Source organism: Nitrospirota bacterium (assembly GCA_016235245.1).
GTDB lineage: Bacteria > Nitrospirota > Thermodesulfovibrionia > Thermodesulfovibrionales > UBA6898 > UBA6898.
In genome coordinates this window covers 45092-64816 of the sequence record JACRLO010000011.1, presented here as the reverse complement: position 1 = coordinate 64816, position 19725 = coordinate 45092, and the positions used below count along the sequence as shown (strand labels likewise).

The window sequence follows — 19725 nt, the reverse complement described above, 5'->3', positions numbered from 1 at the left end:
CCTTATAATTGTTGGCGTCCCCAGCGGGATTCGAACCCGCGTTACCGCCTTGAAAGGGAACTGATCGGGTTTATTAACAATGGCTCTGGTAACGGTTTTAGCATAACACATTGATTTAATATAATTCTATGCCTTCTATTGTTTCTCTCAATTCTTGCTTTTCTCTCCTTTACGCAGAAAACTACGACAATTCTACGACAGTCGGCTAAGGCTTTGGCATCTGTTTTGCGATTCTTTTTTTGAGGGAAAGTAACGAAAATCTCTATGTCTTATCGGCATAGCGGAGCAAATCTTTTATGCCGATACCGCTATATTTTCGTTATAAACTCAAATTGCCTTCAGTAGGATCACACTGACCGCCAAAAAGAAAAAGGGCTGTTTGTAAGCTGTGCATAGTCGATGTCTTTGCTGAATGCATCTTCTACGGCCCACAGATAAGCGTTTTGGCCGTCTATTGTCAAGTTCCTTTGCAAGGAATAATGACAAACATGCTTGCATTTTATCTGACCTGCCTGTATAATGCAAGCATAATATTAAAAAGGAGTGCAAGCATGGAAAATGAAGGCAAGGCAAAAGGCGGTTATGCAAGGGCTGAGAAACTTTCAGCCGATCAACGATCCGAAATAGCTAAAAAGGGGGCATCAGCGCGATGGAATCCAAATGAGAAAATATTAAAGGCGACATGGGGATCAACTGACAGGCCCCTGAAAATAGGTGATCTTGAAATACCGTGCTATGTGTTAGAGGACGGGACAAGAGTATTGTCAGGTAGAGGCATGCAAACTGCTCTCGAACTCGGCCAAACACGTGGGCAAAAGCTTAATAAGCTAATAAATCATCCTGGCATAAAACCTTTTATTAGCAAGGAGTTATCTTTGGGCATTTCTGAGCCTATAAAGTTTACTGTAAAAAATATTCCAAGAGTAGTTTTTGGATATGAAGGGAATGTATTAGTTGATATCTGTGATGCTGTTCTTCAGGCAAGAAAAGAAAATAAAGTTCCAGCGAAATATTCACTGGTAGCAGAGCAATGTGAAATTTTGGCGAGAGCATTAGCAAAGACGGGAATTATTGCCCTCATAGATGAAGTAACTGGCTATCAAGCCGTTCGACCACAAGATGCCCTGCAGAAATATTTAGAAATGCTTGTGCGTAAAGATCTTGCAGCGTGGGCGAAAAAATTTCCTGATGAATTTTACGAAAACATATATAAACTGAAGGGATGGGTTTGGCCCGGGATGAAAAAAAATAGATTTAGTGTTGTTGCTCATTATACGCGTGATTTGGTCTATGAAAGAATTGCTCCTGGGTTATTGCATGAACTGGAAACAAAAAGTCCTAAGGATGAAACTGGGAATAGGAAAAATAAGTTTCATCAATGGCTAACAGAGGATATTGGTGATCCGATGCTATCGCAACACTTACATTCTTTGATTATGTTTCAAAGGTTGGCATTGTCGAGCGGTTACGGTTGGCATAGGTTCGTTAAAATGGTAGATAAAGTATTGCCAAAAAAAGGAACGAATCTCGAATTTTCTTTTATGAACGAGACTGAGCCCAACGAGCCTTAGCCGCTTGCTTACGGTAATATGCTTTTCTTGGATGTATCTTTATTGTGGTAATGTCTGTGCACTCTTGAGCTGTGGCCGAAAGTGTGATTTCATTAATTTATGAATAGAGACGAGGCGGGAGCTTTAGCCCGGAAGCCCTTAGCCCTCCCGCAACGAAAGTGAGGACAGTGCGATATCGTTAATGTGATTTCTTTTAAAGAGATTGCTTCAATATAGCAAATACGCTATAATATCAACGTGACCTGGACAATCGCCTATTACAGTGAATCCGTGCAAGAAGAAATCCTTGCCCTTCCCGCAGGCTTTCTTGCTCGGTATCTTCGATATACTGACAGGATGGAAGTTTTTGGTTCGGATTTAGGCATGCCTCATACTCGGCCAATGGGTGAAGGACTTTTTGAGTTGCGGCTGAAAGCCTCAGAAGGAATTGCACGTGTCTTTTACTGCACGATGGTTGGCAAAAAGATCATGATGCTTCACCAGGTCGTTAAGAAAACAGAGAAAACACCGCCCAGGGAGCTTGCAACAGCTCGCCGGCGTATGAAGGAGGTAAAAAATGCTCACACACAAAGAACTTAAGGCTCGTGCTCTCAATCGTGTAGACGTTAAAGCTGAATATGCCAAACTTGATGAAGAGTTTTCTCTTCTCGATGAATTTCTGAAGGCACGTTCTTCAGCCGGTATCACTCAGGCCGAGGTTGCAGACCGTATTGGTACAACTCAGTCCGCAGTTGCACGTCTGGAATCCGGAAAAGGAAAACACTCGCCATCACTGGCCACATTGCAGAAATATGCTCATGCTCTCGGTTGTCGTCTTGAGTTGCGTTTGGTCAATGAAACTGTAAAAGCAGGGCGTAGGTAAAAGGAGTTCGTTATGAAAAAGGCTTATGTTAGAGGAAGAACATTGGATGAACACATTGCTGAATACATGAAAGTCCCTGATTTCAAGAAGGCTTGGGATGACCTTGATCCTGAATTTCAGGTATTGAAGGCCATGATAAAGGCTCGCGAAAAGTCGGGGGTCTCCCAGGCTGAACTTGCCAGACGGTGCGGGACTAAGCAGAGTGTAATTTCAAGGCTCGAACGCGGCGCATTCAGCAAGGCCACGCTTGAGACGATCAAGAAAGTTGCAGATGCTCTTGATATGCAGCTTGAAATAAAACTTCATCACAGGAAGGCGTAATCTATGATGGTAATTCTATTTTGAGCCCAGCGCAGGTTCCGTCTTCTGCTATCCTGCAACAGCCTTCCAGACCCACTCAAAAAGTGATATACCCATAAAAACTGCGAGAGTCCAGTACACATTACCTACAATCACACTTGATATGAAAATCAGCCAGTCCCTTTTACCCATACCGCCATAATTATTTCTGCCATGTCGCATGTATGTGGTTGTGATAAAGGGATCAAGGTTTATGCATAAAAAAAGGAAGATAATAAAATCCCCTTTAGTCAGGACCCAGGCAGTCAACTTGCCAAGGCGCTTAGTTCCTTCGTATTCCCTCAGCCCCTTCATTGCCTCTATTCCAAGCCAATCCCGCTTTGACCAATCATAGAATTTCATCATTCCAATGCAGGCCAGCATTGAGAGAAGGGTCATAACAACGCCGCCTTTAACAGGCCCAAGCCAATAAATCACGGCGGGATAAAGAAACCAGTCAAATGATCCGCTTATCAGGCTCTTTGCCGAAACACCAATGGCAAGTTCTGTGGCCCTTTCTTTGTAATGGTATTGTTTTATTGCCATACCGTTGCTGTCAAACTCATTATTTGCCATCCTCATGCTGAAGGCAAAGCTTCCGCATGTCTAACGACATAATATGCAGGTTCTTTTTCCTAAATTCCGGATCTTTCCAGTCATTGCCGGTTATTGTACCCCGGCAGCCCGGCGAGCCACATTTGCACTCAAGCATGAAAGCTGGGTTTGTTATGATAAGACCATAATCGAAGCACAGCTCTTCGCCAGCGCTCACACTCTTGATTGTTGTGAAATTGTCTTCCGCATCGAAGGCAACGTTTCCGCGACAACAGTGGTTCAAGTGGTACGCTGGCGGGATATGGTTTATGTCATCGGGGTACCAAAAACCGTGCTCTGTGCTCGCACAGAATTTATCCACTTGCCTCTTTGTTACCTTATCGAGCTTTGCATACTCAGCCCATGTATGAAATGTATCACCAAATTTCTCCGTATGACCCACAATCGTTCCCTTTTTTAAATGGCGAACAGCAAACACACCGATTTCTCCCTTAAGTAATTTTGAACATCGTATTTCAATTAGGGCAGGAGGTAGTTCTCTGTTCTCTGTTCTCTGTTCTCTGTTTCATGGCTATCTCCGTTTTCGTATTCTTTCTATCTTGTCCTGCAAATACCATTGGAAGTATCCGTCATATTTTTTTTGCAATTCCGGTTTCTTCCAGTCATTATCCGTAATAACCTTGCGACAGTTTTTTGCGCCACATTTGCACTCCAGACGATATGGTGTAGCACCCTTTGTCTTATCCCCCCCCCCCCCCCCCCCGAATTTTTTGCATGGCAACCAGAAATATCTGCCCTTTGAATCCAGCGTTAGGAGAACAGCTGTGATTGATATAGTCAGCTGGCTCAATCTGGTCTCGGCTGATTTTTCCGAGACACAACTCTTCGCTGATCATCACACCAGCGTCACGAAAATCTTCGGGAAGCGTTTCTTCCTCAAGTCTGGTCATGACATACCCACCGAATACTGAAAGCAACTCTCCTTTGCGAATATCTGCTTTCGTAAATAAGCCCCTTCCATAGCTGCCGGTATCTCTTATTTCGAGCTTCGGATTCATCCAGCTATGATATTGACGTTCCGCTACGCTTCTCAGCATGCACTTATAATCCATACCCTATCGCTTTTAGTTGAACCTTGATATAGTCCTGCAGCGCACCCTGCTGTATATAGTTTCCTATTTGATCTTCAGGAATTGATAAAATATTGCCAATACGTTTTCTGCAATTCTTTGCCCCGCAATTACATTCCATTGTCCACATATCAGGAGTGATATTGATGCCGACAACAGCAGAATAGTCAAAAGTTATTTCTTCGCCAGGCATGATATCTCTGAGAGCAAAAAGCTCGCTCTTTTTCCGCATGCCTGAATTAGGATCGCAGCTATGGTTAAAAACCCTTGATAATTCATCTAAATCTAAAAAAAGATCATCCTCAATCTGCAGCGGATCATCTATATTTTCTGCGCCGGATTTTATTCTTTCCGTACATTCCGCAAAGGTCAACACCTCTCCATCAAGCACTTTAATCACCTGCCCTTGCGCAATTTGTTGGCAGGCAAAGGAACCCATGTCGTGCCTTGCAGTTTCCCTGATTTCGAGAATAGGGTTATCCATGGCGAACTCTTGAACTCTTGAACTCTTGAACTCTTGAAGTTCCGCAAGCAAAGATGCAGATGTCTTGAATATTAAATTGGGATTCATTGAATTATGCCTTTCCTCTTAAGAATTCCTCATTTAGGGATTGCGTAATTTCTTTCTGTTAGTTGTACTTTGATATAATCCTGCACAGCACCTGCCTGAATGTAGAACCTTAACTGGGCCTCTGTGATTGATAAAATATTGCTGAGGAGTTTGCGGCAGCCGCTGGCCCCGCAATTACATTCCATTGTCCACATATCAGGCGTAATATTTATTCCGACCACTGACGAATAGTCATAGGTTATTTCTTCGCCAGGCATGATATCTCTGAGAGCAAAAAGCTCACTCCTCTTTCTCATGCCTGCATTAGGTTCACAACTATGATTAAATGTCCGCGATAATTCATCAAGGTCCAGAAAAAGCTGATCGTCAATCTGTAGGGGATCATCAATATTTTCCGCACCGGCGGTGACACGTCTCATACATTCATCAAAAGTGACCACCTCTCCATCAAGCACCTTAATCACCTGCCCTTGGGTCATTTTCTGACACGCAAAAACGCCTCGGCCGTGTTTTTTGTTTTCCCTGATTTCGCGCTTAGGGTTATGCACGCTGAGTCCTGAGGCATAAGCCCTGAAGCCACATATTTCTGAATGCTTCTCTGATAGATATGGAACGGCTCATTGCCATAAACATGCCGTTCTCCACGCACAATCTCGGCGAAGACTTTTCTTTGCTGCAAAGTGAATATAATTTCGTCTATGATTTCTGGGGCAATTTTCATGCTCTTGCACATTGCAGGACAGATTTCTTTTGAGACCACTATTAGCGCCACGTCTCTGTCCCTCTGTCCCTCTGTCCCTCTGTTGGCATATGCTATCCTGAAAGGCCAAAGTTCGCAGTCCAATGGCCTGACGCCATAGATTCCGCATTCATGAGACTTCTCTATGAGAAAAGCACACGAGCTATATTCATTATTCTTCTGAGGTGACTGTAATAAAGGGCGATAGTAGCCTGTGTCATCCATTTTCAGTTTTTCTTGAAGCTGCGGAGCAATGGCTTCATACTCTTTCTGGGTAAAGCATGGCGTGCAATCTGCTTCATCCTGATCGAAATAACAGCAAATATCACACTTAATACAGTCTGCGCTATGGACAATGTTGTTAATTTTATAGGTCAAGGTCGCTCCTATTCATCCTTCAACAAGAGCGCCTGACATTGGAGAACTTCCTGCTTAATATTACTGTGATAACATATCCAATATTTGCTGGATTGTTCACTTTCGTCGCCGAGCAGCACGATAAGCGGTTTCAGACCAAAATGCTCGCGCACTTTTTCGATGGCCGGGGCCACAACGCTCTGAGCAAAAGCTTTTTCTTCGTCATTGGTTATAAAGTTTTCGAATAGAATGCCATGGCAGATAAAAAATGCCAGGTAATAGGGGTAGTAATGTTTGGCGGAATTCCCGTTAAATTTGTGCCATAAGGAGATATCAAACAACTCAATGCCCTCGGAATGCAGCGGCAACAGCCTGTGATGAAAATCAATGAGCTGCTCTCCCCATAGGGTCTTAATCTCATTAATCTGTCTGTTTTCGCAGCCCATCAGGTCAAGAATGCGGTTGTACTGAATAACATCACGGTCGTTCTTATCTTTTTTCTGAAAAATAGGCAGCCGTCCTAAACTGACCTTATCCATATTCCGTGTGCAGAAGCGATCTGTAACATATTCCAGACCCAGCGGACTAAGATTGATCTTCTTCGCCGACTCAAGAAACTTCAGATACTCAAAATTCGGCGTCATGATATTTCTAAATAAAACAGCACGAGGTTTTTCTTCAAAGACTACAGGTAATTCTCCTATAAACTGCTGGACTTCCCGGCGAAGGACTGGATTGTTCCATCTTGACCAGAGTTCTTTTTCTGCTTCTTCAAGGGGCGTATACATAGAGCTAATTCAGTCCATGACAAAGACGGCAGTAGACAACACAGTGGTCCAGAGGCCGTCTTTATTTCCTTCCGCTGACTGGCAGATGTTCTGAGTTCTGAATATATGCCCGCTCGCTGTATATAGCTGTTTGCGTTCATCCCACGCCTGATCCGGGTCAAACGGAATGCCCAGCGTTGTCGCAAGCATTGTTGCAGCAAGATCCTCCGCGTATTCCCCGGAGATTATGGCCTTTTCGCCATAGGCATGGTGTTCAGAGAGATACCCGTAATTGGAACAGTCCTTAGGCATGGCCACACCGACAGCCGCAGAGATGAGCCTGTTAGGCTCATTTGTCTCATTCCGGGACATTACGCAATAGGTAATCTGTCCGGGACTCAGAAGTTTTAGACCAGCAGATTTTGAAAGGATCTTGCACTCAGGCGGAAATATGCTTGACACATAAACAAGATTGCATTTTTCTATACCTGCACTCCTTAATGCAACCTCGAAAGATGATAACTTGTCTTTATGGACACCAACCCCTTTTGTAAAGAAAACTTTTTTTGGTGTCAATATCCCCCCCCCACATTCAGAATATGTCGTTATAAAACAATCTGTTGCGCTATGAAATCATAAGGCAGGCTCTACACCTCTGTCAATCCTTATTTTGATCACGAGGCGAATGCAGCAAATTTCCACGCACATGTCAGTTGGTATCTGGAGATATTGAGGGTCACGATGACATTAAACGTTTAACACCTCAACAGACATCAACACAATTGACGATTTGCCAGTTTCATTGACTTGTGTAGACAGGGATGCTGCATAGATGCTGGGAATGCACTCATTCCAGGGTAAAAGTGAGAATCAATCAATCCGCATGCAGGTAGTAGAAATTGACGGCGCTTTCCTTTTCTTCCGTTTTCGTAGTAATCAACTACGAAAGCGAGGCACCTTCTTTGTCATTGTGATTCGGACAGATATTTATGCTTCTTCAAATGCATCGATCGTTCTCATAGTCGCTTTCAGAATTTTTTTCAATTGTTCATATTTGCTCTTGTAAAAACATTGGTTGCATTTGTCATTAAGCGCTTTTGAGTCTTTTTTTTGTCTCCCCTTTAACTGCAGTATTACTGCCATGCTTGGTTTCCCCTGTGCTATTTTTTTTGTCCCCTAATTCATATGCTTCTGATATTTTGATCAAAACTTCTTTGCTTTCTGGTTGTTCTCTTAATGTTTTGATGATTTTTAATTCATCTGAATTGTTGATTATCGGCGTATCAGATTCAAGGTAAAATTCTGCTGGTTTTACTTGTAATGCAGTGCAAAGTTTTGCCATTAATTCTTTGCCAAGTCCTTCTTTACCATTTTCAAGAGCGCTAATTTTTGTTTTGGCGTTATTGATTAGTTTTCCAAGCTTTTCTTGGGATAGGCCTTTCTCTGTTCTGATTCTTTTTAAATTAATTCCGATCAAAACATCGATATCGTGCGGGTTCATGGTTAATTATATTTCCTAAGTTACCTATTTTAATAGATGCTCATAATGATTAACAATAGTATAACATATTACTTACTATAAGATATTGCGACGTAAGCTATAATAATTTACTATTAGACAGTTGTTAGTCATATCTGGTAACTTGCCTTTAATGAAAAATATTTTATTAAGGCGTTTACCGAAAAATGATTTCATCGGTATTCGTGTAAGTAAGCAGCTCAAAGAGCGTATTCGGCGTGAAGCCTGGAAGCGCCGAGTTTCGCTTTCTGATTTAGTTGAATCTCTTTTTCAGGATCGTAAGGTCAAAGTTTCTACTGAAAGCGCCTTATCGCTTCGTATTTCTTCTGTTGAATCCAAGCTTGATCAAGTTCTTTCCTTTCTCCAGGCACCTCAAGGATCGCTTGTAATCAATCCCGATGTTATGCAGGACGCTATTCGTGCTCATATCATGGGAGATCGTGGGCCGATAGATGCACTTGAGAAAATTTGTCAGCTTCAGGAGAACGCTTCAAGAACTCCTATTAGTAACACAGTCGGAACGTCTACAGGTGTAGACAAGAAAACGGTATAGGAAAACCCCTTAAATGCTTGATACGGTTGGATTTTACGTTCCAATAAGTGAGGAAATAGCCTTGATGATAAAAAATTGTGGAATTCGGACATCAAAAATAGACCATTTGACCGGTGAAATTCACTATGAAAAGTCCGGGCTGGTCTATTCCGCGTCTTGGTCTTCGAAGATCAACATACAGCTTCTTGAGGAAAAATATCAAAAAGACCTTCGAACAAACAAATCCTATCTCAGTGCCTGCCCTCCGTATCTCAAGATTGAGTTTTCAGCCTGTAAATACTTGCTTGGTCATAACATCGAGTCTATTCACTTGGGCTTGATAGTCGATGTTGTATTCAAGCTGCGTGCCGATCTTAATACTCATTTCGGGTTTCAATTGCCAGGCATTAAATCTTGGTATGTGTATCGTCTTGATACCTGCGTGAATTACGAAATGCCTTCTTTGTCGGCTGTCACCAATTATCTGACCTATATTAAGCGCCTTGACTATGGCCGTAGAAAAAAGACTGAGCATCGTCAGCTTGATTATGCAGAGCAAGATATGGTGGGTTCTGGCTTCTACTGTTCCTCTTCATACGATACCTTCAAGGTCTACTCCAAAGGCCTCGAATTCAAAAAACACGATATGCTGAAGTTTCGTGATCCGAAGCTTGCTTCTGAACTGCAGGCTAAGGCCGATAGAATCCTCCGCTTTGAAGTTGAAAACAAAAAGTCCCTTCTCGAAGTTCGTCGTAAGGCTCAGGGTCGGGATCGTCGTCAGCACTTCAACGAAAAGATCAAAGAGTATACCCGCTATCTGAAGAGTGGTACGCGTGCTGGCGTTGCTCTTGGCAAAGAGGAATTGCAAAAAATAGGCGATAAGCTGATGGTTGCGAAAAATCGTCTCAGTGAAATAAAGATTCAGTATTTTGTGCTCTTTAATGGCTATCTGAATGTAATGGACTTGTTAACGCATTTTGACTTTTATGAGGTTATGACAATGAAAATGAAAAAGTTTCTCAATGGCACTGAATCAAGGGTTATGAAATCTGCGGATGTGGAAAGAATCCTTTGTGAGAAGCACGGAGATACATCAGGCCGATATTATTTCTCCATGTATATGCTTCTGATCACTCAGGGTCAGAATTACGTTAAAACGCGATTCCCTCGCGCAACATATTACAAGGGCCTGAAGGTATTCCGGGAACTTGGCATTTCCTTCTTTGCCTCCGACATCAAGAAAATTGATCTCGGCATTGACCGGGGATTTCCGAAAGACTTTTCTCTTTTGATCTCTCCTGAAAATAAATATTATCAGGTTCCCTTGGACTTGGCGGCTTGATTATGGATATGGAATTGAAGGCAAAAGTTTGTTCTTTGTGTGATTGCTATTACATTGCGTCTGGTGTTGTTGCTTGTCCGCACTGTGGCGCTGATCATACATACCAGATGCTTGAGGAAGAGGAATTATGATGAAGACTGATTTGGATTGCAAGCGTTGTTATGCATATAAACAGTGCATGCCTCTCTCTGGTCAGATAGATACATGTAAGGGGCCGTATAAGTCCCTTGCTCATTATCTGGTAGTTGCTCAGAGGGTAACGAATAGAAGTGGATGTAAGCGAGTCTGGCGAACGAGCAAATGAGTATCAGTGAGATGAATATAAAGTGCCGCTGCTGTTATGCCTTTGCTACATGCATGTTAACGGAGATCATGACGATCAATTGTATTGGTCCTTTTAAGGACCCTCTGGATTGCATGAGAAAGATTAATAACTCGTCTTTAGGGCGACTCAAAGTCACAAATAAAGGGAGGTGAACAAAAATGAGAAGAATACCTAATGCGGTGATTTCTGGTGTGGTTATGAGTGTGTCTGACAAGCCTGCTGATCCAGAGAAGGACAAAAAAGCTTTCAGGCTGGTGAAGCTTTCACAGATCGGCAAAGAGGGTGACGCTGAAACAATCGAGATCAAGGTTTTCAACGGTATGAAGGTCGAGACCGGTAAAGCGCAGACTTTTAACTGCGAGTTGCGTTCGTGGATGATGAAGGGAGATCGCGGAGATTATCTTTACGGTCTGACTGCAACAGCTATCGAGGGCAAGTAAGAGGGAGGTGTGTTGTGCAGTTCATTATTGCTGTATGGTTCGCAATCGTAGCACTTTTTCAGGTGCCATCACAGGCCTTAGCAGCCTGGACACCGATGATTACATCATCGATGTTTGATGGCATCATGGCTGACGTTCAAACTACGGCGGGCGGTATTGTCTCTGTGTTGCTGATCATTGTTGGCCTTAGTTTGCTTGTGCGGGCTTTCTCGCGCTGATCTTAAATCTATACAAAGGAGGAAACCAAAATGGATGCTCTCTTTACTGCAGTGGACATCAGTACTCTTTCGGGTAATGTCTCTACGCTGCTTATCGGCTTCATTGGTGTGGGTCTGCTTTTCCTTGGCTGGCGCTACATCAAGCGTTCAGGCGTGAGGTAGACGGTCTTTCAGGGGTTGGGAGCGTGGGCGCTACCGGTAAGGGCAAGGAAGTCTCTCAGAGACAAAATCAGCCACGTAAAACTCCGGGATATCCCGCGCTCCCTTCTTAACTTAACGGTAATTGGAGGTTGCAGCAAATGAATCCATTAAATATCATTTTTCAATCTGTTTCTACCCTGACCGGTGGTTTGGTCAATGATGTTACCTCCTTGATTGTTGCCATGGTTTCCATTTCATTTGTGCTTATGGCTCTGGATTTGATCAAGGATGCCTTGGATAACAGCATTTCAAGTCATAACGAGAAAGCGAGAAGAGAGGAAATTGAAGAGGAAGCGGAAGCACGGTATTTGGATGTCATGGCTGCTGAAGGCAAGGGAGATGTTGTTGCTATCGATCTTGCGAAAAGCCGTTATAAAAAAGTAATCAGGAAGGCGTGAGGATCATATGAGCTATTTTGATTTGACGTATTTTCAGTATGGTGTCGGCCTGGTTGTGATGGGCTGGTTTATCGGTGTTGTTATCGGAATCGCTTTTGATCTTGTTCGGCGCGTGGGTTCGATATGAAATCAATAATCATATTCATGATATTTTTCTTGCTCTGTCTTTGCGCGACTGCTTTTGCAACTCAGTTTGACAGCATTGTTGTTTGTCCTGTTGCTGGTGAGCTTGGTCAAATTAAATTCACTGTTCGCTCTGCAGGTAATCCGGCAAATGATCGCATGTTGATTGCAACGAACGTGGAAAGCCGGGAGATTGCATTTATCAATGGTGTTGATCGTGTTTTTTATTTTGATGCTTTTTGTGAATCGTCGTTGAATGCGCGATTGTCGGCGAGTTATTCATATGCAGGAGCTATGACTGTGCTTACTTCGTGGGTGCCTGCTGTTATTCCTGCCGATGTCTCTGGCAATAAACAAATCGTCTCCTTGATGGTTGGTGCTTTAACGGGTATTGCTTTTTCGTTGGCAGTATCTAAGGGGGTTTCGTGATGCAAATACCTCCGGGTTTTAATGTATCTGCTTTGTTCGCTGATTTTGTTCGTGTGTCTGCTCCACTGATCGGCATTGTTTTTATTGTTGCCGTTTTCAGTTTGATAAATAGAGTTTTGAAAAGAGGATGATATGAGATCAAGGCTTCTTTATTTGGTTGTTTCTTTGGCTGTAGCCCTGTTTTATGTCTTTCTTTTAGCTGTTCCTTGCCATGCTTATACCAATCTCTGTTTTCTTGAGTATGGAAGCGTTGACTCTCTTTACGCTCGTATTCGTTATACGTGCGCCGCTGCTCCTACATCCGGCAGTCTGGGAGGTGGCTATAATTATTTACGTGATGATTGCACTTATCAGGCTCAGTATCAGGCTTTCGGCACAACGTCATATATCCCATATGCTGATCTTGGTGGCGGGGCTGCGATATGTGGAACTGCAACGGAGACATACGCGGGTAAACCGCTTGTTCGTTATTACTTTACGCGGGCTAATTGGTCAAATGTTTTGAAGTGTAATACGTATACGAATCTCGGAGACATGCATTGTCCTTTGGTTCCCAATATTTGCAATGCTAACAGTTTTGATACTTCACGCCTGATTATCTCAAGTTGTGGGCCGATTGTTTTAAACCGTAGTGATGCGACATTGCAGTATATGGGTTGTTTTGCCGGTGCTCTACACACTGTTGACTGTCCGGATTATGATTGTGACGGCTCTCCTAATTCTTTAGATTGTGCCTCTTGCGATGCTAACCGTTATCCAGGTGCTGTTGAGATTTGCGGTAATAGTAGGGATGAAGATTGTAACGGCTCTGATCTGTCTTGCAGTGTTTTCAATCCTAATGCCGGTACAGGAACTATGGGTATTCGGGCAAAGGGAACTGCTCAATTTAAAGAGGGGCGAAAAGGACGCGGGGCAGGTGGTTATCAAATTTTGAAGAATATGCAGCCATGAAGGTAAATATGGCACAAAACAGTAACAGCGGAATGCGTGTAGTTCGATTTGCGGGGCTTTTAGCGTCTGTCCTTGTCTGTGGTATAGGGCTGTTTTGCTCCTTTGCTGAGGCCGTGGACGTTTGCGGAGATAAGATATATCTGAACATCACAGCAACGAAAGAATGCGGCCCCACTGGTGGAGCGTATCCAGGCACCTTGTCTGCTGGTTGCACGGCTCCAATTTTAGAGGAAACTTGCGGTATGGTGGTTTACCATGTTTGCTGTCCGATAGATGTAATTGTTGAGTATGCTGACGCTTCGCGGGCGAGTGTTACCGTTACCAATGTTGTCTTGGGTAATGAACAGGCTACGGCTGATACTCTTTGGAATCAGTTTGATGCTGGTACTCCCTATAAGACGCCTGCAGAGGGCTTTGTTGTCAGCGGTTATATTGATGGTTCTGTTTGGGTTGATGAACCCGGAACAGTTCCAGGCACAGTCAATGTGAAATGGTCGGGTTTCAAGAATGGCATCTTTAAAAAGCAGGGTGCGCCCGGTGGTGATCTTGTCCCTGTTGAAAATATTGGCGGCGGTGCAGCGGGTAATTTTACGGGTGGTTATGGAGTGAATACTGATTTTAATTTTGCTCCTTCTGCTGATCACAATAAAGACCTCGGCACGTCGCTGACGCAGTTTAGAAATGATGTGCTTGCTACGGGTGCAGGTAGCATGATGAATGTATTTGCGGGTGGCATTCCTTCTGCTTATGGCAAGTCAACTGTGGTTTCTTTTAATGCCGGGAGCCTCGGTAGTCATAGTTTTGATTTTTCTCAATATGCTACGTTGTGGGCAACTCTTGGCAGCATTATTATGGTGATCACGTCTTTTATCTGCGTCAAAATCATTTTTAATGGGGGCAGTTGATATGCAGGCATTAATTGATTTCATAAATAATTTTTGGGAGTCTTGCAAGAATTTTATTAATTGGATTTTTGAGCTTCTTATTCCGGTTCTTGCAAAGGTTTTCCAATTCATTATGGATATCGTTTTTCGTGTTGTGAAGGAATTTCTATCTGCTCTTGATTTTGGTAGTTACGGTCTTTCTTATGCCTCGCATTGGCTGTCTCTTCCTGATCAGCTTATCTATCTTCTTAATGCTTGTATGGTTCCTCAAGCCTTAACGCTTTTGGCGGGTGCGTATACGCTTAGGTTCGTGCTTAATTTGATTCCTGCGTCATTCACGCGGGTATAGAAGGGATATCATGAAAATTAAACGATGCTTTGCTTTTTTGCTTTTTTTTTCATTCTTGTTTTCTCCTATTATGGCTTCTGCGGAAGTAAGTATTACTTACCCTTGTGATTTTAATTATTTCGGGGTTGTTCTTTCAGGCTGTGGTGTTCAAATAGTCGGACTTGATGCAGGGCTTTTGAATTATCGTTTGACTGCGGAACTGCCTTCGGGTCAAATAGTTTTGCCTACTCAGTCCGCTGAGAATAGTAATGTGGGCTTTGTAACCTATTCATTTGGCGGTGTCGAATTAACTGGTGCGGTTTTTACTTTTAGTACTGGCTATGCGGGTGCTGATGCTCCTTATAATCTGGTAACTCACAGTTTTGGTTATGGTTCAAATGGGTTCAATCCTCCTGTAATAAATCCCGTTGATAGTATGTTTGCAAGCACGACGCTTCTTGGTCTTAATACAAATCTTCTTGCGTTGCTTCTTGCTTTTGTTGGTATCGGTCTGCTGTTTCTTGCTTATCGGTATATTTCCCGCATTTTGCGTTGGAATGCGATGATCGAGAGACGCAATAAGGATATGGGGTCTGACGGTTGGAAATATGGGAAAAGGGGTTTTTGGAATTAGTCATGTTCATTATGTTCGAAGGAACTCCCGGAAGTGGTAAGACATATGAGGCGATAATACGTCTTGTTGATAATCTGCGTCTCGGTCGAACTGTCTGGACGAATATTGAGGGTGTGAATGAGAAGCCTCAGAGAGAGCAAATCAAATATCTTGCCGGTCTTTCCGATTATGAGCTTGAAACGCAATTGCACTTTATCCCTGAGCATGAAATATATACCTTTTATAAAACCCTGAAGAATGGGGCTTTTATCATTCTTGATGAAGTTCATAAGTATTTCGGTAATCGGGATTGGGCCTCTGGTGAAAACAAGGCATTTAATTCTTGGGGCTCAACTCATCGGCATCATGGCCATGATGTGTTGTTGCTTTCCCAGGGCATAGAAAAGCTTGATACTCATGTTCGTGGCCTTATTGAATGGACCTATCGTTTCAAGAAAAACAATATGTTTGGTTCTGCTGCAGAACGTAGTTATCGCATGACCGCTTTTTATCAGGATGATACCACTAAGGCTATTGACCGTCCGAAGATAAAGACCTATAAAAAGAAATACTTTGGCTGTTATAAATCCTACATTGGCGCTGATGTTAAGGAACTCAAGATTATGCCGAATATCAATATATTGAAACATCCGATCTTCTATCTTATTCCTTTGGTTCTTCTTTTCACGCTCTATATGTTTTTCTTCAAGAGCTCTATTTCAAGCGGGGATCTGTTCGGTGCTCAGAAGACGTTATCGAAATATACGCAGTCGGCGAAGGATTTAAAGGCTGGTGTTGCCCCTGTAGGGCTCCCTAATATTAAGCAGCAGATTAAGACGGTTCCTGCTGAGAATATTTTTGCAGGAGGGCAAAAACAGGTTTCTGTGCATCCTGAAGGGGTGTTGCCTGTTCATGCAGATGTTATTTCTTTGGGAAAGATTGTTCCTGGTGGCGAAGACCGGAAATTCTGCGGTTTTGTTGTTATTGATGATGTTCGTAAGGATATTTTGTGTAAGCCTGTAGCTAACAAAAAAAGCGGTGTTCTTTCTTCTTTTGTTGATACCCCTGGAGAGGCTTCCGCTGCCCGTGAAACGGGTGCGGTAGACTCTCCGGGTGTATTGTGATGTTTCTGCCTGAGTATTTCAAAGGAGATGTATGATGGAAAATCTTATTACAGATAGAGGCGTTGTCTCAGTGGATTAAAGAGAAGAGGCAGGGGTATGATAGAACCGCTAAAACCGTTACCTCGAAGCCCAAGAAAGGAAGGTGATTTTCACTATGGGCATTTTCAAGAAAGGTAACATGTACTGGTTCATTAAGCAGCACAAAGGCAAGAGGGTTGAAGAGTCTCTTAGTACCGACAATAAGCGACTGGCAGAGAAGTTTTATGCCGAGAAACTTACCGCAATCTTGGACGGGTCCTATTTTGTGAGGAAGGAAGATCCTAAAATGAGCGAGGTCATAGATCGTTATATGACAGAGGTTTCACCATTCCAGAAGAGCCACGAGCGCAATGCCGAGATTGCCGAGAAGTTTAAAATCTTCTTTGCTGATACTCCTCTTTCCGAAATCTCCGTATCGTTAATGTCTTCTTACAAGACCCGTCGCCTTACTGGCGACATTAAACACGGGCGAGGGAAGGGCAGGACAGCAGGAGAAAGCACTGTCAAAAAAGAGCTTTCGTTTCTTCGTCAGGTGTTCGCTCGGACAATCGAGGAATGGGAACTTTGCGAAACCAACCCGGTAAGGAAGGTGATCAAGGGTCTTAAGGACACTAAGCGCGTCCGCTATGTCCTGGCTGACGAGGCTGTGAAGCTCTCAGCAGCGCTTTCACAATCGAAGATGTCCTGTCTTAAGGATATGGTTGTAATCGCCTGTTCTACGGGACTACGTGAAGGTAAGATCGTCAATCTTACCGTGTCGCAATGTGACTTTCACCGGGACCAGATCAACATTGCCGGAGACGAGATGAAGAACGAGCAGCCCTTTTCTGTCAAAATGACGGCAGAGGTAAAGAGCACCCTGCAAAGAGTCATAAAGGAAAGAAAACTGATAAGCCCCTTTATCTTCGTCAATGAGCAGGGAAAGGCCTTTACTGGTGAAACCGTCTCTATGTCCTTTAAGAGAGCATGTGAAAGGGCAGGAATCCGCGATCTGAGATTTCACGATCTGAGACATGACTTCGCAACGGTTCTGATCAACAACGGGGCTTCCCTTTATCAGGTTCAGCATGCCCTTGGACACAAAGATCAGAGAATGAGCGCGCGGTACGCTCATCTGATGCCAGAGATGCAAAACGTCGTAGAATTCGTAGAGGGTAAGGAAGGTATTACGACGACTTCGAACCCGCGTTACCGCCTTGAAAGGGCGATGTCCTAGGCCAGGCTAGACGATGGGGACATCTGGTGAGCCGCGTTGGACTCGAACCAACGACCCACGCCTTAAAAGGGCGTTGCTCTACCAACTGAGCTAGCGGCCCTGACACATTAGGAAGTAATAAAATACACTGAAATAACCCCTGTTGTCAATTCAGGGGAGGGTGGTCCTTGCTATGCTGTCTGCTCCCTGGTATAGGGCAAAAGGCCTCCTTTTATGACAACATCCCTCTCCCGATCGTTCAGCGTGGACGTAACCGTAAAGGTAAAGCCCTTTGTCGTATTCTCGACCCGATATGTCTGCGTCCCGTTGATGGTCCCGAGGATGTCACTGATGCGCAGCCGGTCGCCTTTTTCGATCTTCTCATAATCAGCGCTGTTTTCAAACAGCAGCGGCAGTATACCGAAATTGATCAGGTTTGAACGGTGTATCCGTGCAAAGGATTTTACGATCACCGCCTGAACGCCGAGGAACATCGGCGCTATGGCCGCATGCTCCCGTGACGAGCCCTGGCCGTAGTTCTCTCCGCCGACGATGATGCCGCCGCCATGTCCTTTTGCCTCCATTGCCCTTGCGCTGAAGGTATTGTCTAAATTCGTGAAGACGAATTTAGAGATCGCAGGGATGTTCGACCTGAAGGGCAGGACAGCAGAACCGGCAGGCATGATGTCGTCAGTCGTTATATTGTCGCCAAGCCTCAGCAGCACCTCTGCTTCGATCCTGTCGGTCAACGGTCCTTTGACAGAAACCTCCTTGATGTTCGGGCCTTTGATCACCTTACCGTCACGGGTATCGGCCTTGGGTGCGATGAGGAAGTTCCTGTTGATCAGATAGGCTGACGGCTCCTTGAATTTCTTTATGGTGATGCCGGATTCGCGCGGATCGATGATTTCTCCCTTGAGTGCAAAGACCGCGCAGGAGACCGGGCTTGCAAGATAGACTGACGCATCCTTGGTACCGCTTCTGCCCTTGAAGTTACGGTTGTACGAGCGGACAGAGACCTGGCCGCTGCCCGGAGCGCTTCCCATGCCGATACAGGGCCCGCAGGACGATTCGAGCATGCGCGCGCCGGCAGCTATGATGTCAGTGACAAGGCCTTCTTTTGCGATCATCTCGTACACCTGCTTTGACCCCGGATTGATGAGGAGATTTACTTTTTCGTCGACAATGTTTCCTTTCAATATGGCAGCAACAGACTTCATTGCCTGATATGACGAGTTTGTGCAACTGCCGATACAGACCTGGTTCACCTTTGTTCCCGCAAGGCTTTTGACCGTGACGACATTGTCAGGGCTGTGCGGCTGCGCGATCATCGGTTCGACTTTGCTCAGATTGATCTTGATCACCTCTGCGTACGAGGCATCTTCATCCGCAACCAGTTCAACCCAGTCAGCTCCTCTGCCCACAGCCTCAAGATAGAATTTTGTCCGTTCATCACTCGGGAAGATCGAGGTTGTTGCGCCAAGTTCTGCCCCCATATTTGTTATGGTTGCCCGCTCCGTAACATTTAAATCCTTGACGCCGGGACCGCTGTATTCGAGTATTCTGCCAACCCCGCCCTTAACGGTCAGTCTTCTCAGAATCTCCAGAATAACGTCCATGGCAGTTACATACGGCCGCTTCAGTTTGCCCAGAAGCTGGATATTTACGACCTTAGGCATGCTCAGTTCAAAGGCCGAGCCGCCCATAACGGTTGCAGCATCGAGGCCTCCGACACCTATGGCGATCATGCCCATGCCGCCACCGGTCGGTGTATGACTGTCTGTTCCGAGTGCGATCCTGCCGGGCGCAGCGAACTGCTCGAGATGCACCTGGTGGCAGATGCCGTTACCGGGGCGGGAGAAATATGCGCTGTATTTTGCTGCAGCTGTCTGGAGGAAGAGATGGTCGTCAGGGTTCATGTAGTCCTGCTGCAGCATGTTATGGTCAACGTAGGAAACGGCAAGCGGGACCTTGACCCGGTCAAGTCCCATGGCCTCGAACTGGAGCCATGCCATCGTGCCTGTTGCATCCTGTGTATAGACCTGGTCGACTTTCAGGCTTATTGGAGAGCCCTCCTTCAGTTCCCCTGCTGCATGATGCGCTTCAAATATCTTTTCAACAATGTTTCTGCCCATGTACACCTCTTTTTTTGACGGGAATTTAGCGTGATGCG

At 44.5% G+C, this 19725-nt stretch carries 25 protein-coding genes and 1 tRNA gene; 16 read left to right on the top strand and 10 right to left on the bottom strand.

The window, feature by feature from the left end; translation table 11 throughout:
- Positions 1-551 precede the first annotated feature (551 nt).
- From HZB31_06180 to HZB31_06165, 4 genes are all read left to right on the top strand, one after another.
- Positions 552-1571 carry a P63C domain-containing protein gene (locus HZB31_06180; protein ID MBI5847527.1) on the top strand — a complete coding sequence of 340 codons (1020 nt, stop codon included), beginning with the start codon at positions 552-554 and terminating at the stop codon, positions 1569-1571.
- Positions 1572-1808: 237 nt separating this feature from the next.
- On the top strand, positions 1809-2150 hold the full coding sequence (locus HZB31_06175) for a type II toxin-antitoxin system RelE/ParE family toxin (GenBank protein ID MBI5847526.1): 342 nt from the start codon (positions 1809-1811) through the stop codon (positions 2148-2150).
- Positions 2128-2433: a helix-turn-helix transcriptional regulator gene (locus HZB31_06170; protein MBI5847525.1), complete on the top strand. Its 306-nt coding sequence runs from the start codon at positions 2128-2130 to the stop codon at positions 2431-2433. The genes HZB31_06175 and HZB31_06170 overlap by 23 nt, the downstream gene beginning before the upstream one ends.
- A gap of 12 nt (positions 2434-2445) precedes the next feature.
- Positions 2446-2754, top strand: a complete 309-nt coding sequence (locus HZB31_06165) for a helix-turn-helix transcriptional regulator (protein MBI5847524.1) — start codon at positions 2446-2448, stop codon at positions 2752-2754.
- Between the two features lie 48 nt (positions 2755-2802).
- Here HZB31_06165 and HZB31_06160 read toward each other — a convergent pair whose 3' ends face one another.
- The 8 genes from HZB31_06160 to HZB31_06125 all read right to left on the bottom strand — a co-directional run bounded on the left by HZB31_06160 (position 2803) and on the right by HZB31_06125 (position 8392).
- Positions 2803-3318 (bottom strand): hypothetical protein, encoded by a 516-nt coding sequence (locus HZB31_06160; GenBank protein MBI5847523.1) that lies wholly within the window; start codon positions 3316-3318, stop codon positions 2803-2805.
- Between the two features lie 749 nt (positions 3319-4067).
- Entirely contained in the window at positions 4068-4385 is a 318-nt protein-coding gene (locus HZB31_06155) for an SET domain-containing protein (protein ID MBI5847522.1), read from the bottom strand.
- A 43-nt stretch (positions 4386-4428) separates the two neighbouring features.
- Positions 4429-5028: an SET domain-containing protein-lysine N-methyltransferase gene (locus HZB31_06150; protein ID MBI5847521.1), complete on the bottom strand. Its 600-nt coding sequence runs from the start codon at positions 5026-5028 to the stop codon at positions 4429-4431.
- Positions 5029-5057: 29 nt separating this feature from the next.
- Positions 5058-5507 carry an SET domain-containing protein-lysine N-methyltransferase gene (locus HZB31_06145; GenBank protein MBI5847520.1) on the bottom strand — a complete coding sequence of 150 codons (450 nt, stop codon included), beginning with the start codon at positions 5505-5507 and terminating at the stop codon, positions 5058-5060.
- Entirely contained in the window at positions 5504-6145 is a 642-nt protein-coding gene (locus HZB31_06140; GenBank protein MBI5847519.1) for a YkgJ family cysteine cluster protein, read from the bottom strand. The genes HZB31_06145 and HZB31_06140 overlap by 4 nt, the downstream gene beginning before the upstream one ends.
- Positions 6146-6153: 8 nt before the next feature.
- Entirely contained in the window at positions 6154-6912 is a 759-nt protein-coding gene (locus tag HZB31_06135) for a hypothetical protein (protein MBI5847518.1), read from the bottom strand.
- Positions 6913-6921: 9 nt separating this feature from the next.
- Positions 6922-7470, bottom strand: coding sequence for an arginine decarboxylase, pyruvoyl-dependent (locus HZB31_06130; protein ID MBI5847517.1), 549 nt, complete (start codon positions 7468-7470; stop codon positions 6922-6924).
- 508 nt (positions 7471-7978) lie between these two features.
- A complete protein-coding gene (locus HZB31_06125; GenBank protein MBI5847516.1) occupies positions 7979-8392 on the bottom strand; it encodes a helix-turn-helix transcriptional regulator in 414 nt (137 codons plus the stop codon).
- 151 nt (positions 8393-8543) lie between these two features.
- Between HZB31_06125 and HZB31_06120 the strand changes: the two genes are divergently transcribed.
- The 12 genes from HZB31_06120 to HZB31_06065 all read left to right on the top strand — a co-directional run bounded on the left by HZB31_06120 (position 8544) and on the right by HZB31_06065 (position 17573).
- Positions 8544-8963 (top strand): hypothetical protein, encoded by a 420-nt coding sequence (locus HZB31_06120; protein MBI5847515.1) that lies wholly within the window; start codon positions 8544-8546, stop codon positions 8961-8963.
- A 13-nt stretch (positions 8964-8976) separates the two neighbouring features.
- Positions 8977-10284: a hypothetical protein gene (locus HZB31_06115; protein MBI5847514.1), complete on the top strand. Its 1308-nt coding sequence runs from the start codon at positions 8977-8979 to the stop codon at positions 10282-10284.
- A gap of 483 nt (positions 10285-10767) precedes the next feature.
- The gene (locus HZB31_06110) at positions 10768-11049 is read left to right on the top strand and encodes a hypothetical protein (GenBank protein ID MBI5847513.1); all 282 of its coding nucleotides are present in this window, start codon (positions 10768-10770) and stop codon (positions 11047-11049) included.
- A 14-nt stretch (positions 11050-11063) separates the two neighbouring features.
- Complete coding sequence (locus HZB31_06105) at positions 11064-11267, top strand: hypothetical protein (GenBank protein ID MBI5847512.1); 204 nt, start codon at positions 11064-11066, stop codon at positions 11265-11267.
- 299 nt (positions 11268-11566) lie between these two features.
- A complete protein-coding gene (locus HZB31_06100; protein ID MBI5847511.1) occupies positions 11567-11866 on the top strand; it encodes a hypothetical protein in 300 nt (99 codons plus the stop codon).
- A gap of 123 nt (positions 11867-11989) precedes the next feature.
- A complete protein-coding gene (locus HZB31_06095) occupies positions 11990-12418 on the top strand; it encodes a hypothetical protein (protein MBI5847510.1) in 429 nt (142 codons plus the stop codon).
- Positions 12419-12550: 132 nt separating this feature from the next.
- Positions 12551-13369: a putative metal-binding motif-containing protein gene (locus HZB31_06090; GenBank protein ID MBI5847509.1), complete on the top strand. Its 819-nt coding sequence runs from the start codon at positions 12551-12553 to the stop codon at positions 13367-13369.
- A complete protein-coding gene (locus HZB31_06085) occupies positions 13366-14274 on the top strand; it encodes a hypothetical protein (protein MBI5847508.1) in 909 nt (302 codons plus the stop codon). The genes HZB31_06090 and HZB31_06085 overlap by 4 nt, the downstream gene beginning before the upstream one ends.
- Position 14275: 1 nt before the next feature.
- Positions 14276-14602 carry a hypothetical protein gene (locus HZB31_06080; protein MBI5847507.1) on the top strand — a complete coding sequence of 109 codons (327 nt, stop codon included), beginning with the start codon at positions 14276-14278 and terminating at the stop codon, positions 14600-14602.
- A 10-nt stretch (positions 14603-14612) separates the two neighbouring features.
- Positions 14613-15215, top strand: a complete 603-nt coding sequence (locus HZB31_06075; GenBank protein MBI5847506.1) for a hypothetical protein — start codon at positions 14613-14615, stop codon at positions 15213-15215.
- On the top strand, positions 15182-16318 hold the full coding sequence (locus HZB31_06070; GenBank protein MBI5847505.1) for a hypothetical protein: 1137 nt from the start codon (positions 15182-15184) through the stop codon (positions 16316-16318). The genes HZB31_06075 and HZB31_06070 overlap by 34 nt, the downstream gene beginning before the upstream one ends.
- A gap of 178 nt (positions 16319-16496) precedes the next feature.
- Positions 16497-17573, top strand: a complete 1077-nt coding sequence (locus tag HZB31_06065; protein ID MBI5847504.1) for a site-specific integrase — start codon at positions 16497-16499, stop codon at positions 17571-17573.
- A 24-nt stretch (positions 17574-17597) separates the two neighbouring features.
- Here the strand turns inward: HZB31_06065 and HZB31_06060 are convergent.
- Both HZB31_06060 and HZB31_06055 read right to left on the bottom strand, forming a co-directional pair.
- Positions 17598-17673, bottom strand: a tRNA-Lys gene (locus HZB31_06060).
- A 70-nt stretch (positions 17674-17743) separates the two neighbouring features.
- On the bottom strand, positions 17744-19687 hold the full coding sequence (locus HZB31_06055) for an aconitate hydratase (GenBank protein MBI5847503.1): 1944 nt from the start codon (positions 19685-19687) through the stop codon (positions 17744-17746).
- Positions 19688-19725: the final 38 nt, after the last annotated feature.